Source organism: Enterococcus termitis, from assembly GCF_001730305.1.
GTDB lineage: Bacteria > Bacillota > Bacilli > Lactobacillales > Enterococcaceae > Enterococcus_L > Enterococcus_L termitis.
Genome location: NZ_MIJY01000034.1, coordinates 161,567 through 175,887, shown reverse-complemented (window position 1 = coordinate 175,887; position 14,321 = coordinate 161,567). Strand labels below are relative to the sequence as shown.

12 protein-coding genes and 1 tRNA gene are annotated in these 14,321 nt (G+C 35.5%); 9 read left to right on the top strand and 4 right to left on the bottom strand.

Annotation, left to right across the window (positions count from 1 at the left end; translation table 11 throughout):
• The first annotated feature begins 169 nt into the window (after positions 1 to 169).
• From BCR25_RS13210 to upp, 7 genes are all read left to right on the top strand, one after another.
• Positions 170 to 838 carry a site-specific integrase gene (locus tag BCR25_RS13210; RefSeq protein WP_069664052.1) on the top strand — a complete coding sequence of 223 codons (669 nt, stop codon included), beginning with the start codon at positions 170 to 172 and terminating at the stop codon, positions 836 to 838.
• Positions 839 to 1,006: 168 nt separating this feature from the next.
• Positions 1,007 to 1,600 carry a thymidine kinase gene (locus BCR25_RS13205; RefSeq protein ID WP_069664051.1) on the top strand — a complete coding sequence of 198 codons (594 nt, stop codon included), beginning with the start codon at positions 1,007 to 1,009 and terminating at the stop codon, positions 1,598 to 1,600.
• 33 nt (positions 1,601 to 1,633) lie between these two features.
• Entirely contained in the window at positions 1,634 to 2,707 is a 1,074-nt protein-coding gene (gene prfA, locus BCR25_RS13200) for a peptide chain release factor 1 (RefSeq protein ID WP_069664050.1), read from the top strand.
• Positions 2,700 to 3,551: a peptide chain release factor N(5)-glutamine methyltransferase gene (prmC, locus tag BCR25_RS13195; protein WP_069664049.1), complete on the top strand. Its 852-nt coding sequence runs from the start codon at positions 2,700 to 2,702 to the stop codon at positions 3,549 to 3,551. Before prfA ends, prmC begins: the two co-directional genes overlap by 8 nt.
• A 4-nt stretch (positions 3,552 to 3,555) precedes the next feature.
• The gene (locus BCR25_RS13190; RefSeq protein ID WP_069664048.1) at positions 3,556 to 4,593 is read left to right on the top strand and encodes an L-threonylcarbamoyladenylate synthase; all 1,038 of its coding nucleotides are present in this window, start codon (positions 3,556 to 3,558) and stop codon (positions 4,591 to 4,593) included.
• Positions 4,594 to 4,648: 55 nt separating this feature from the next.
• Positions 4,649 to 5,887, top strand: a complete 1,239-nt coding sequence (gene glyA, locus BCR25_RS13185) for a serine hydroxymethyltransferase (RefSeq protein WP_069664047.1) — start codon at positions 4,649 to 4,651, stop codon at positions 5,885 to 5,887.
• Positions 5,888 to 5,966: 79 nt separating this feature from the next.
• Positions 5,967 to 6,596: a uracil phosphoribosyltransferase gene (upp, locus tag BCR25_RS13180; protein ID WP_069664046.1), complete on the top strand. Its 630-nt coding sequence runs from the start codon at positions 5,967 to 5,969 to the stop codon at positions 6,594 to 6,596.
• Between the two features lie 336 nt (positions 6,597 to 6,932).
• Here upp and BCR25_RS13175 read toward each other — a convergent pair whose 3' ends face one another.
• Positions 6,933 to 7,169, bottom strand: coding sequence for a hypothetical protein (locus tag BCR25_RS13175; protein WP_069664045.1), 237 nt, complete (start codon positions 7,167 to 7,169; stop codon positions 6,933 to 6,935).
• Between the two features lie 134 nt (positions 7,170 to 7,303).
• Here BCR25_RS13175 and BCR25_RS13170 point away from each other — a divergent pair.
• Positions 7,304 to 7,376: transfer RNA gene (locus BCR25_RS13170), tRNA-Thr, on the top strand.
• A gap of 87 nt (positions 7,377 to 7,463) precedes the next feature.
• Here BCR25_RS13170 and BCR25_RS13165 read toward each other — a convergent pair.
• Both BCR25_RS13165 and BCR25_RS13160 read right to left on the bottom strand, forming a co-directional pair.
• Positions 7,464 to 8,777: an SNIPE associated domain-containing protein gene (locus tag BCR25_RS13165; protein ID WP_083242684.1), complete on the bottom strand. Its 1,314-nt coding sequence runs from the start codon at positions 8,775 to 8,777 to the stop codon at positions 7,464 to 7,466.
• A 946-nt stretch (positions 8,778 to 9,723) separates the two neighbouring features.
• Positions 9,724 to 11,469 carry a DUF6056 family protein gene (locus tag BCR25_RS13160; RefSeq protein WP_069664044.1) on the bottom strand — a complete coding sequence of 582 codons (1,746 nt, stop codon included), beginning with the start codon at positions 11,467 to 11,469 and terminating at the stop codon, positions 9,724 to 9,726.
• An 877-nt stretch (positions 11,470 to 12,346) separates the two neighbouring features.
• Here BCR25_RS13160 and BCR25_RS13155 point away from each other — a divergent pair.
• Positions 12,347 to 13,282 carry an FAD:protein FMN transferase gene (locus tag BCR25_RS13155; protein WP_069664043.1) on the top strand — a complete coding sequence of 312 codons (936 nt, stop codon included), beginning with the start codon at positions 12,347 to 12,349 and terminating at the stop codon, positions 13,280 to 13,282.
• Positions 13,283 to 13,342: 60 nt separating this feature from the next.
• Here BCR25_RS13155 and BCR25_RS13150 read toward each other — a convergent pair whose 3' ends face one another.
• Positions 13,343 to 14,278, bottom strand: a complete 936-nt coding sequence (locus BCR25_RS13150) for a LysR family transcriptional regulator (protein ID WP_069664042.1) — start codon at positions 14,276 to 14,278, stop codon at positions 13,343 to 13,345.
• Positions 14,279 to 14,321: the final 43 nt, after the last annotated feature.

Genomic DNA, 14,321 nt, shown 5'->3' with positions numbered 1-14,321 from the left:
CGTCCAGAGCCGAGTTTATGAAGTGTATATTCAAGTTCAAAGATGCTTAGAACACATCTGGTGGCTCATAAAAGTAATTTTGATATAAATCTTTAGGTTAAATCCAGTAAATATTGTTGTAGTACAAAAATCAAAATTGAAAGCTAAGAAAAAAGAGGAGGAAAAGTATTTGACAGCAACAGAATTAAAAGAATTTTTTAAAGGATTTGAGGAACAAAGTAAATTAAAGAAGGGTAGCGATAGTCGAGTAGTACAATACAAAGCATTATTTAGTTTATTAGCAATGACAGGTATTCGTATTGGAGAAGCGTTAGCATTAAATTGGTCAGATATCGATTTTAACAAAAAGACATTAACAATTAATAAAATACAAGTGGAATTAAAAAGAAAAGTAAATGTATCAACTCCTAAAACTGCAGATTCTACTAGAGTTCTTCCGATTTCTTCAGATTATTTACTAGAATTATTAAAAGAATGGAAAGTGGCACAGAAAAAAACAGAAGAAAAATTTAATCGTGTAGGTAGTGAGTATTCAGGTGTTGTTTTTTACAATATCGCACAAGAAAGAAGATATATCAATAGTACAATCAATTACAAATTGGAAGTTTTGTGTGAATCGATGGGCAGAGAAAAATTTACCGCTCATGCCTTTCGACACACTTTTATAACGCTATTAACAGAATATGAAACGACTAAAAATAAACTAAGTAAATATGTAGGTCATGTCAAAAAAGATAAAAGTATGACAGATAATTATACTCATACAAGTCCAAATTATATAATCGAAATAGCCAACAAAGCAGATGAGATAATTGTTCCACTAATTAAAGTGGGATAATTATCCTTTTTTTATTCTCTTAAAAAAAGGAGCAGGTATGACTGCAGGTATAGAAATTTTTAGGTAAGTGAAAACCCTTGATACATAAGCCTTAAATTTACCACTGTAAAAAACTCCGAAAATATAGTAAAATACGAGAGGAGCAAAACGAAAGGTGACGACGGATAAATGGCACAATTATTTTTTAAATATGGCGCGATGAATAGTGGGAAAACCATTGAAATATTAAAAGTAGCACACAATTACGAAGAACAAGACAAACCAGTTGTGATTATGACAAGCGGACTTGATACTAGAGATGGCGTAGGTGTTGTTTCAAGTCGTATCGGTCTCAGAAGAGAAGCAATTCCAATTTTCAAAGAAACCAATGTCTATGAATTGATTCAAGAACTAGAGTATAAACCGTATTGTATTTTAGTGGATGAATCACAATTTTTAGGCAAAAACCATGTCATTGAATTTGCCCGTGTAGTCGATGAACTAAATATTCCTGTCATGGCATTTGGTTTGAAGAATGATTTTCGTAATGAACTTTTTGAAGGTTCAAAATATTTGATGCTTTATGCTGATAAATTAGAAGAACTAAAAACAATTTGCTGGTTTTGCCATAAGAAAGCTACGATGAATTTACATTATATCGATGGTCAGCCTGTTTATGAAGGAACTCAAGTCCAAATCGGCGGCAATGAAGCCTATTATCCAGTATGCCGTAATCACTACTTTCATCCGCCAATCGACGGTGAACAAGTAAAAAATAAATGATACGTAATCAACTAAAAAGAGGAGCAACCAACTATGTACGATCAGTTACAATCAATCGAAGATCGCTATGAAGAGCTGGGCGAGTTATTAAGTGACCCGGAAGTTATTAGTGATACGAAACGTTTTATGCAATTATCCAAGGAAGAAGCGAATACTCGAGAAACAGTTGAAGTATATCGCCGCTATAAACAAGTGGTCGAAGGGATCAGTGACACAGAAGAATTATTAGGCGAAAAACTAGATGCTGAGATGGCCGAAATGGCAAAAGAAGAGCTTTCTGATTTAAAAAAAGAAAAAGAAGAGCTGGAAGAACGAATCAAAATTTTATTATTACCAACAGATCCAAATGATGATAAGAATATTATCATGGAAATCCGTGGTGCCGCTGGAGGCGACGAAGCAGCACTATTTGCAGGTGACCTATTTGGCATGTATCAAAAATATGCAGAATCCCAAGGCTGGAAAATCGATGTCATGGAAGCTAGTATCACAGGAATCGGCGGATACAAAGAAGTCATCATGATGATTTCAGGAGATAATGTTTTCTCTAAACTTAAATATGAAAGTGGTGCACACCGTGTTCAACGTGTACCGTCAACGGAATCACAAGGTCGTATTCATACATCAACGGCAACAGTCGTGGTGTTACCAGAAGCGGAAGAAGTAGAATTAGACATTGCCGATAAAGATATTCGTACGGATATCTACCATGCCAGCGGTGCAGGTGGTCAGCACGTCAATAAAACCGCATCCGCTGTTCGTTTGACTCATATTCCAACTGGGATTGCAGTTGCGATGCAAGATGAACGTTCGCAAATCAAAAACCGTGAAAAAGCGATGAAAATTTTACGTGCTAGAGTATATGACCAAATCCAGCAAGAAGCACAAAACGAATACGATGCAAATCGTAAATCAGCTGTTGGTACGGGAGATCGTTCTGAGCGAATTCGTACGTACAACTTCCCACAAAACCGTGTGACAGATCACCGCATCGGTCTAACAGTTCAAAAGCTGGATCAGATTTTAGCTGGGAAATTAGATGAAATCGTAGATGCCTTAGTTTTATACGATCAAACATCAAAATTAGAAGAGATGCAAAATGGGTAACCGTTATTTTGAAGTCCTTGAACGGGCTTCTTCTTTTTTAGAAAAGCAAGGAGTAGAAGGCTATAGTATTCTGTATGTTTTTTTAGAACGAAAAGGCTGGAGCAAGACAGACTGGCTGATTCATCTGAAAGACGAAATAACATCAGAAGAACAGTATCAGCTAGAAAAGGATGTGCAGCAACTTGCAGAGCATTATCCTGCGCAATATATTTTAGGCTATAGTGATTTTTATGAGCAGCGCTTTCAAGTGAACGAACATACTTTGATACCCAGACCGGAAACAGAAGAATTAGTCGATCTTTGCTTGGCTGAAAACTCGGATAGTATACTTAACGTTGCAGATATTGGAACAGGAACAGGGGCGATCGCTATTAGTTTGAAAGCACAGCGTCCAAACTGGCAAGTAGCGGCGGTGGATATTTCTCCAGAGGCGTTAGTGGTTGCTAAGAAAAATGCAGAGCAATTAAAAACAGAGATTCAATTTTATCAAGGTGATCTTTTAGAACCCCTTATTGAGAAAAAAATCGATATTTTGATTTCTAACCCGCCTTACATTAGTAATAAAGAGTGGGCATTGATGGATACTAGTGTTCGAACGTTTGAACCAAAGAGTGCTCTTTTTGCAGAAAACGATGGACTAGCTATCTATCAACGATTAGCGAAAGAAGCACCAGCACTTTTGACACCTGAAGGGAAAATTTATTTAGAAATCGGTTTTCAACAAGGAGAGGCAGTCAAAGAGCTATTTCAGCAAGCATTTCCTAAAAAAGTTGTACGTGTGATCCAAGACCTTTCTGGAAATGACCGAATGGTGACTGTTAGACCTAGCAAAAAAAGGGCGTGAAAACATGGAAACAAAACTATTTAAAATAGATGAAATCGAGCAGGCAGCTTCATTGCTCGGTCAAGGTGAGCTAATTGCTTTTCCGACAGAAACTGTTTATGGACTTGGTGCAAGTGCGTTGGATGAGTCTGCCGTCAAACAAGTCTATGCTGTAAAAGGACGTCCCAGTGATAATCCGTTGATCGTTCATGTGAGTGATTTTGAAATGGTCAAAAATTATGTATCAGAGTTTCCTGCTCAGACAGAAGCATTAGTAAAACATTTTTGGCCAGGCCCCTTAACATTGATTTTTAAGGTAAAACCACAGACCTTTTCAAAAACCGTGACAGGTGGTCTAAAAACTGTGGCTTTTCGGATGCCAAAAAATAGTAAAACAATCGAGTTGATCAAAAAAGCAGGTGTGCCTTTAGTTGGTCCAAGTGCCAATACATCAGGCAAACCAAGTCCAACAACTGCTCAGCATGTTTATCATGATTTAAATGGTAAAATTGCTGGTATTTTGGATGATGGAGCGACACAAATCGGTGTTGAATCAACCGTTTTGGATTTGACAGTAGCGGACGGAGTACCAGTTATTTTAAGACCAGGAGCTGTTACAAAAGAACAACTGGAGCAAGTGATCGGTAAGGTGAAGATCGATCAGCATTTAATCAGCGAAAATGAGGCGCCTAAGGCCCCTGGAATGAAATATAAGCATTATTCTCCTGATGTTCCTGTTTGGATCATAGAAGGCGGATTAGACGTGTTTAGTAAGGCTATTGACTGGGCAAACAAGAACAATAGACGAGTAGGGATTTTTGCTGATGATCTGATTATTGCAAAAACTGCTACTAAAGTTGAAGCAACGTTTTCATTTAGCCAAAATTCTGTTGAGGCAGCGACAAAAGCATTGTTTGCTGGACTTAGGACTCTTGATGAAAAACCGATCGATGTTATTTTTGCTCAGTCCTTTCCAGAAAATGGACTAGGGATCGCTTACATGAATCGATTGAAAAAAGCAGCAAATCAAAAAATCATCAAAAATGATTCGATTTTTGAGTAGAGAGCATTTAAGTATGATACAATCGAAACAACTGAATGAAATGGAGGCTTGTTTAATGGATTATAAAACCTTTGATCCTGATTTATGGGATGCAATTGCAAAAGAAAATGACCGTCAAGAAAACAATTTGGAGTTAATTGCTTCAGAAAACGTAGTTTCAGAAGGAGTAATGGCTGCTCAAGGAAGTATTTTGACAAATAAATATGCGGAAGGATACCCTGGCAAACGCTATTATGGCGGTTGTGAGTTTATCGATATCGTTGAAGATTTGGCGATCGATCGTGCAAAAGAATTATTTGGAGCAAAATTTGCCAATGTACAACCTCATTCAGGTTCACAAGCAAATACAGCAGCCTATCTTTCTTTGATCGAACCAGGTGATACTGTTTTAGGGATGGATTTGTCTGCGGGAGGACATTTGACCCATGGTTCACCAGTGAATTTTAGTGGAAAAACCTACAATTTTGTTAGTTATGGTGTCGATCCGACAACTGAAGTGATCGATTATAATGTCGTTCGTATATTAGCTCGCGAACATCAACCAAAATTGATTGTTGCAGGAGCTAGTGCGTACTCTCGGACAATCGATTTTGAAAAATTCCGTGAAATTGCAGATGAAGTCGGAGCTAAATTAATGGTTGATATGGCACATATCGCTGGTTTAGTTGCTGCCGGCTTACATCCTAATCCAGTACCTTATGCAGATATTACGACATCAACAACACATAAAACCTTACGTGGTCCTCGAGGTGGTTTGATTTTGACCAACGACGAGGAATTAGCTAAAAAAATAAACAGCAATATATTCCCTGGCATTCAGGGCGGACCGTTAGAGCACGTAATTGCTGGTAAAGCAGTTGCCTTTAAAGAAGCATTGGACATTAGCTTTAAAGAGTACAGTGAACAAGTGATCGAAAACGCGAAAGCTATGACCAAGGTCTTTAACCAAACGCCTGAATCGCGCTTAGTGAGTGGTTCAACGGATAATCATTTATTGCTGATCGATGTGTCTGGTTTTGGTTTGAACGGAAAAGAAGCAGAAGCGATTTTAGACAATGTGAATATCACAGCGAATAAAAATTCAATTCCGTTTGAGCAGCTTAGCCCATTCAAAACGAGCGGAATCCGCATCGGTACACCTGCAATCACCACACGCGGCTTCAAAGAAGATGATTGTGTAGAAGTTGCTAAATTGATCGTTAAAGTACTGAAAGACCATGAAAATGAAACAACTCTTTCAGAAGTTCGTGCAGCTGTCAGTGAGTTGACAAAAAAATATCCACTTTATAAGTAAAAGATTCGAGTGATTGACTAGTCAATCGCTCGTTTTTGTTTTACAATAGGAAGGAATAAATTATTGAAGGAGAATGAGCATGGGAAAATTCCAAGTTATTGATCATCCACTGATCCAACACAAATTAACAATCATTAGAGATAAAGATTGTGGAACAAAGGTTTTTCGTGAAGTCGTGAATGAGATTGCGATGTTGATGGCCTATGAAGTATCGAGAGATATGCCGTTAGAAGATGTTGTTATTGAGACACCTATCTGTAAATCAACACAAAAAACATTATCTGGTAAAAAGGTAGCGATCGTGCCGATTTTACGTGCAGGTATTGGGATGGTAGATGGTATTTTGGAATTGATTCCAGCTGCCAAAGTTGGACATATCGGATTGTACCGTGATCACGATACATTAGAGCCAGTAGAGTATTTTGTGAAAATGCCTGAGGATATTGATGTACGTCAATTATTTGTTGTAGATCCAATGTTAGCAACAGGCGGTTCAGCAATCATGGCGATCGATGCCCTGAAAAAACGCGGCGGCAGCAATATTAAATTTGTTTGCTTAGTTGCAGCACCAGAAGGCGTCAAAGCATTACAAGAAGCACATCCAGATATCGATATCTATACAGCAGCTTTAGATGAGAAGCTGGACGAAAATGGCTATATCGTCCCTGGACTAGGAGACGCTGGAGACCGTTTATTCGGTACAAAATAAAAAAATAAGCAATGAGGCTGGGACAGAAATGTTTAATCCCGAGAAATAAGCTGGAATTCACGAAAATTGCCAAGCATCACAGTGAGTTTACGAGCTGATGATAATTGGTACCTACCTGGTGCTCTTCAAATTTTTGTGACCAAGTAGGTACTGTGCAACATCAACTCGTTCCTCGTTGTGTTTTACAGCAATTTCAGCTTATTTCCGAAGGGGTTGTTTCTGCTCCCACCGTTTATTCGGATGTCAAGTGACTAGATTGTCACTCATAGAGTTATGTCCCAGACTCATTGTTTTTACTTATAAAAAATCCATCCAAAATTTGTTGGATGGAAGGAGTTATACTTTTTGTAATTTTTTGTAATTGATGACGATGACACCGTTGCTTTTAACCATCAGATCTGTATTACTAGCATTTTCATCAATTTCTACAACAGCGGAATTACTTAATTGTTTTGTGATAATCCCAGTTTGTTGCTGTCCATGCATCAAGAAAGTGACTTGAGTATCAACTGTGAATAATTCCCCTTCAGATGAAGGCACAACAGGGCGATTAAAGTTACCGAAATTAGACATTTATAAAAACTTCCTTTCTTAACTACTTCCATTATACCACAAATGAAGAAAAATTTCTTAAGGCTGATTTTTCAAAAAAAAACGTTCAAAAGCTTTACAAAAAAACAGATTAGTTCTATAATTTTGTTTGTGTCGCCAGCTTAGCTCAGTTGGTAGAGCAATGCACTCGTAACGCATAGGTCACAGGTTCGATCCCTGCAGCTGGCACTAGATAAAGACTGATAAATCAATGGCGCAAAACATTGATTTATCAGTCTTTTTTATTTAACCCTTCAAATATCCTGTTACTATCAGCTACTTATCATAGGCCAGAGATTGGCGGAATTCTTCTGCGTCAGCAACCTTTTGAAAATCAATGGTCAGGTTTTTAAACTCTGTAAGCTTATTTTCTATTAAATCTATCGGTACTTTGAAAAACTCTTTTCGGCTATTGACTTTATTTATTCTGTAATCATGGAAATAAGTGTGTAGATTAGATTCTAATTGGTAAGCTTCGTAGCTAAAGATGAGTGCATGGACATCAAATTTGAAGGGAACAGAGGCACTGCTGAGTTCGCTAATTCGTTCCAAAGGTTCTAGTCGACGTGTGACGCCAATCTTTACAACATCTTCTCCAAACGCACCAATGTTACTAATTATATAAACATATCCAGCTGAGGCATGCGCATTTCGATAATCCAATTCAGATTTTTCTTTATCTTTTTCCGATATTTGAAGTTCAAGATCAGCAATTTGTTGATTTAGACTTTCTTTTTCTTCATTTGATTCGGTGTTCAATATTTTTGCATGAAGTTCTTTTATCATTTTTTCATAATGCTGGATGTCTTTATCAATTATCTTTTTCTTATTAAGTATTTCTTTTTGCAGTGCTTTTTCTTCGCGTTCACGTTCACGTTGTTCGCGTAATTCTTCTTTTTCTTCTTGTTTTTTTTGTTCGTATTCGTAAGCTAAATGTAATTCTTGAATCTTAAGATCGAGGTACTGATTGCTCAAAGAAACTCTTACAGATTGATTTAATTTGTTTAGTTGCTCGAAAGATTTGTATATTCTTTTTTCGATATTTGATAAGTTATTATATTTTATTTTGTTAATAGCAGCTTCACACTCATTGTTAAAAGAACGTAGTATTAGTTTTATATTGTCATTGGTCATTTTTCGTCCTTTAGCTTTACTGCCATCAACAGTCCAATCTTCAAAATAATGAACAGATGTTTTTTCTTTTATCATCATTTTTTGGAGTTGTCGTACAGTTTCCAAACGCTCCTTATAACCAATAGAACTCGCAAAATCATATCTAGGTTTATATAATCCGAAACTCTCCATTTCTATATATTCAGAACTACTTATTATTTCCTTTTCAATAGTGATAATTTGCATTTTTTTATCATTGATATTTTGTTCAAGTTTTGTCTGTTCAATATTTAGCTCTTGAATTTTATTTTCTAGTGACTGGATGGAAGATTTTTTATTTTGTATATCTTCTTTTAGTTCTAGAGCACTCATCTGCTCAAAAGTCATTTTTTCATTTTTTAGAGCTTTGAGTTTTTTACTTAAATCTTCATTTTCCTTTTTTATTGAATTAACCTTTAGAAAATCAAGAATACCCATAATATAACCTCCACAATTTTATATCTCGAATAAATATTTTCAAACATGGCTAATTGTTTCATCTTAAGCTGTCATTATTTAATATCTATTGATTAAAAAAGTATCAAGTTTTTTTAGCTAGCTGAAGAATACCAAATCAAAAAAGCTGAGTACTTTTAATCAGAAAAAAATTGATACAGAAATATGAAATAGCCTAAATTACAGAATTATTGCTAAACTTATTAGAGCTCGATCAACATTCATTAAAGAGAGAGTTAGGACTTATAAACAGCACCGCAAATATATGGCGTGAGTACCAATCGATGGTTAAAACGTATGAAGTGATAAAAAACCAGATTAACGAATATGCGTTAATCTGAATAATATCTAATCGAGGATCAATTCGACCTAGAACATTTCAATAATTAAATGTCAATCTTTGGATAGTGGTGATCAAACACAATAACCATATATCAACCCGTTAATTTGCAGTACTGATTATGCTGTAATCCATTCAATATAAAGCATATTATCACCTCTTTACACCTATATTACCACAATTAAATGATTTATTGTAAGAGATATTTTGAAAAATACTGTAGATACATTATTATTGTTATCTCTCAATTAGTCATGATCATGGAGACTAATTAATTGACTATAAGGGAAAAAATAACTATTACATATATTAGAATAAAAATATAGCCCATACAGGTGTCGAAATGCTAAATACTAAACATATTTTTTGAGCACATCATGACTCTAGTTTTAAGGGAAACGATAGAAAATAGTTCAATAACTAGTATGTAAGACATTGATCATGGATGTAATCTCTAATGCTATTATACAAATGAGGTTAGAAGATTTCTATTCAGCTTAGACTTTTAATGTTTTGCATATCTATCCAGTTGATGAATAAAGTCAAAAAACTTCAGACGTTTATACTTGTCTGAAGCTTCTTTTAACTTTATTTTTTATCAGCGTGAGTGTTCTCCATATCAATAGTAACTTGTATAGGATTTGTTTTTTTGGTTGTATCATAAATCCCTACATCAATACTTTTTATATCCTGAGGGCGGATATCACTAATCGGCGAAGAAAAGACATATTTTCCATCAACAAAAAGCTGATTGTTCAATGATGTATCTGCATTAAACATCACAGGGTTAGCTTGAGCATCTCTCTGCCAGTTTATGTGAACGAATAATACATGATCATTGGCTGAATACACTTGTTTTAAGTCGTTATCAAATGTTAAATTAATACTATATTTGTCACTCGAGCGTGCATCGGGGAATATATTTATCGCTTTCAACTTGATTGAGTCTCCAAAAGACTCATTTAAAGAAACTTGCTCAGTGTTGATAAGCTTTTTATTGCTGTAATCAAAACTAAAATCTTTATTAAATTGAACGATAGAACTCCCTTTTTTTATGTCATAATAATTTTCGAGCCCTCCGTGATACAGGTTGACACTATCAGAGGGATTATATAATTTACCAACATAGTAATTTGGAATATATATCGATTCTTGGTTACTAGATTTTCCAGCTAATATAGCTTGTTCTCTTACATTAAATTGTCTGTGCAATGAGATGACACTTTTTGTAGAGTAGACATAGCTGAAAAGAAATGGGATACAAAGCAAAATGGTAAGGTAGGACATGGCTTTTTTATAAAACGGTTCCGTAGTATATCGTATATCTTCTGAAATGAAGGCGATTGAAATTAGAAAGAGAATCAAAGAGCCATTCAATGATCTAATAGCGACTGGAAAAACATAAGAGCCGCCAAATGCAGCATTTGCAATAATCGCAGAGAAAAAGAATATTATACTGTAAACAGCATTTCTTTTTTGAGGATACTGTTTTCTAAAAAAGTAAATAAATCCTATAAAAATAAATGTTACGAATAGCCAAGAGAAACTGCTGAATGTGTCAATAAACCACTGACTGGAAAAGTAATCCCATAGTCTTTGAAACAAAGATTTCTCTCGTGAAATTTGAAAAGAAGGGTGTTGAAGTCGTGCATATTGTCCAGGAGAAAGCAGTAGACTTAACGTTCCAATAACTGTAAAAGGTAACCCAAGCAAGAATACGTGTTTCTTTTTTTCTATCAATAAAAAGGTTAACGTGAGTAAAATAACTATAATAGAGGTATTCTCATTAGAGTTTCCAGAAAGTAAACCAAGAACAGCAATGGCCAAATAATGCCAAATGCGTAATGGTCTATCTTTAAGATAAAAAAGTAAAGCAAAGTATGCCACAATAAAGAAATTAGTAAGAAGATAATTTGCAAAACCTACAGACCAAAGGGAAGTTTCACCTAAATTAGGATTGGCAACCCAATAAAGAAGAAATATAATGATGAAATTATTCATTCTCCATGTGTACTTATTATTAAAAATTGAAGGAAGAAAGGAAATAAGTAAGAGTAATCCTATCCAAATAATCGCTTTTAATAATTTATAGATAATGGATGGAAGCTGTAATAGAATTAACGAAAATGAGTCTGCCACTAATCGACCTGACCAATGCAAATAACGCCATCCCAAGTCAGACCATTTAGTATTATTCGTTATATAAATAAAATCATCGCTCAACATGGGGGTGAACGCTAAAGGGATAAGCACTAAAATAATTGCTGCAGCGAAAAATAAAAGCATAAATTGTTTTTTTGTGACTTTATTAAGTCTTCTGTTTATTCTGTCCAAAATAACTCTCCTAGTCTGAAATATTCTATTTTGTCTCTTCTATGTAAACTATAAAAACCGCACAGATAAAAAACATGAGTCGCATGCTAGTGACAAATGCATTTTTTGTGTTGTGTATTCCGCCATCTGCCTTATGATAGTAACAGTACCATAGTATAACTGTACTGTTCAATAATTAAAAAAAGGGCGCTACCATAAGTTAGTAGACATTTAAACCCTATACCTATACTAATGTAAGTGCTTATTAGTGTCAATCTGATTCTTAGCTTATCTTGTTGTCTCTAGATTGAACGAAATTATAAGGTAGTCAGGTTGAGAATTATGGGAAAAATATTATTTTTAAGATTCATTTAAGTTTGGCGAGCTATGATGTACTCAACCCTAACAAACCAACTTTTTCATTTTTTTATTGTGAGTGGGACATGACTCGAAGAGTCATGTCCCACTCACTTGTACTCCGAATAAACGGTGGAAGCAGAAGCAATCCTTTCGGAAATAAGCTGGAATTGCTGTAAAACACAACGAGGAACGAGTTGATGCTTTCTCGTCAAAGACTCGTCGCAGATAAACAGTGTTGCACAGTACCTACTTGGTCACAAAAATTTGAAGAGCACCAGGTAGGTACCAATTATCATCAGTTCGTAAACTCACTGTGATGCTTGGCAATTTTCGTGAATTCCCTCTTATTTCTCGGGATTAAACACTTCTGCCCCATCCTTTTTTTGTATACTTAAGCGTATAAAATACTTTAAAAGAGTTATTGCTCCAAATTTATGTAAAGAGTATACTTTTTACTGACCGGAAGTAATGGAGAACTTTGAAAATTTTTGTTATTTTTGAATATATGGCTATTCCACAGTAGAAAGAAGTTGAAACGATGAACGCTGAAGAAAGCACAATTCATTTAATGGGTACTGTTATCAAGCTTTGGGTACAGCACGATAAGCCAGGAAAATTATTGAATGAAGCAAAAGAAAGACTCATAGATTATGAAAAACGGTTTAGCGCAAATGATCCAAACTCAGATTTAATGGAAATTAATCGACAGGCGGGGAAAGCCCCGGTACGAACTGTTAAAGATTTATATGAATTGATAAAAATAGGAAAACAGCAGAGTCTGGCTGAGGGGAGTTTTCTGAATATAGCTATTGGACCACTGATTCAAGCATGGCGAGTGGGGTTCTCAGATGCTAGTCATCCGACCGAAGCAAGAATAAACGAGTTGCTGAAATTAATTGATCCGCGGGATATCATCCTTAATGATCAGGAGCAAACCGTTTTCCTTAGCAAACCTAAAATGGCTATTGATCTTGGTGCTCTAGCAAAAGGGTATTTTGCTGATCGAATTATTGACTATTTTCGAATGGAAGGAGCACAAGCAGCTTTCATTGATTTAGGTGGAAATGTCTTAACCTTTGGAGAATCACCGAATCATAAAGATGGTTTTTGGCGTATTGGTATTCAAAATCCTTTCTTACCAAGAGGAAATCAAGCAGCTATCATAAAAGTGAAAAATCAATCTGTGGTTACGTCAGGTATTTACGAACGGAAATTTGACTGGCAAGGACAAACGTACCATCACATTTTTAGTAGTAAGACAGGCTATCCAATTCAAACGGATCTTGCCAGTTTAACTATTGTGTCTGATATATCATTAGATGGAGAAATTTGGACGACCCGCTTATATGGGAAACGTGCTGCTGAAATTATTACTTTTCTTAATGGTCTATCAAATAAAATCCAAGGGATGGTTATAACAAGTGACGGTCGAATGGCATGCACCCAAGGGTTGAAGAATCAGCTAGACGCATGATTATAAAAGATCCAATGAATAGAGGGCAAACGTATAAACGGATGAGTTTGCCTTCTATTCTTATTTTTGTAGCAATGCTAAGTCTAGGGATTGAAGAAAACAGTCAACTAGCTCTTTTTCCTCTGAGACCAGCTTTTTTTCAGCAGAATGTGCGATAAAATAGTCTAGCGACAAAAGCTCTAAAGGCATGGGATACACATTGTAGTCACCATCTGACTTAGACACGTAAACACTTTCTGGGATAAAGGTTACGCCAAGATTTTGTTTTGCTAATTCTAACACTGTAAATATATTGTTGCTCTCCAAAACAATGGTTGGTTGGATTTTATGTTTTTGTAACAAGTAGTCAATTTGACGTCTGATTGCTGAACTTCGAGTTGTTAAAATTAATGGTTCTTGAAGTAACTGCGTTGGCGAAACCGTATTTTCTTTAAGTAAAATCTGATTTTTTTGATACAACGTAGAAGTTTTAGGAATAATTGCATAATACCCATGCGGACCGCGACTATAGGTTGTAAGATTTGGAGAAATGGTTTCTGGGTTTTGTCCAATAAAAAAATCAAGTTCTTTAGCGATAATTTTTTCTTCGTTCAATTCTGGTATCGATTCCACCAGTTGAATATTGATTTGCGGATGATTCTTAATGAAATCTGGTAAGAAAAGTGGAAGTAGATACGTCCCTAAACTTGATAAAATCCCAATGCGAATAACGGTTTGTTTTTGAGAAGAATAGGCAGAGATTTTTTTTCGAAACTGATCTTGCTCTGTTTCTAACGATAGTAAGTATTGATAGTAGATTTTACCTGCTTCTGTTAGCTGCAAAGGAGAAGACTGTCTATTGATGATTTCTGTCCCAAGTTCCAGCTCGACTTTCTTGATTGTTTGTGTGAGATACGGTTGTGAGATATAAAGCTCTTTAGCTGCTTTTGTATAGTTTCCATATTTCAAAAGCATATCAAGGTATTTCAACATATTAGGTGAATAAATAAAGCTCATGGGTTCACATCCTCCTTTTTTTAACTATTATAACAAATTACTT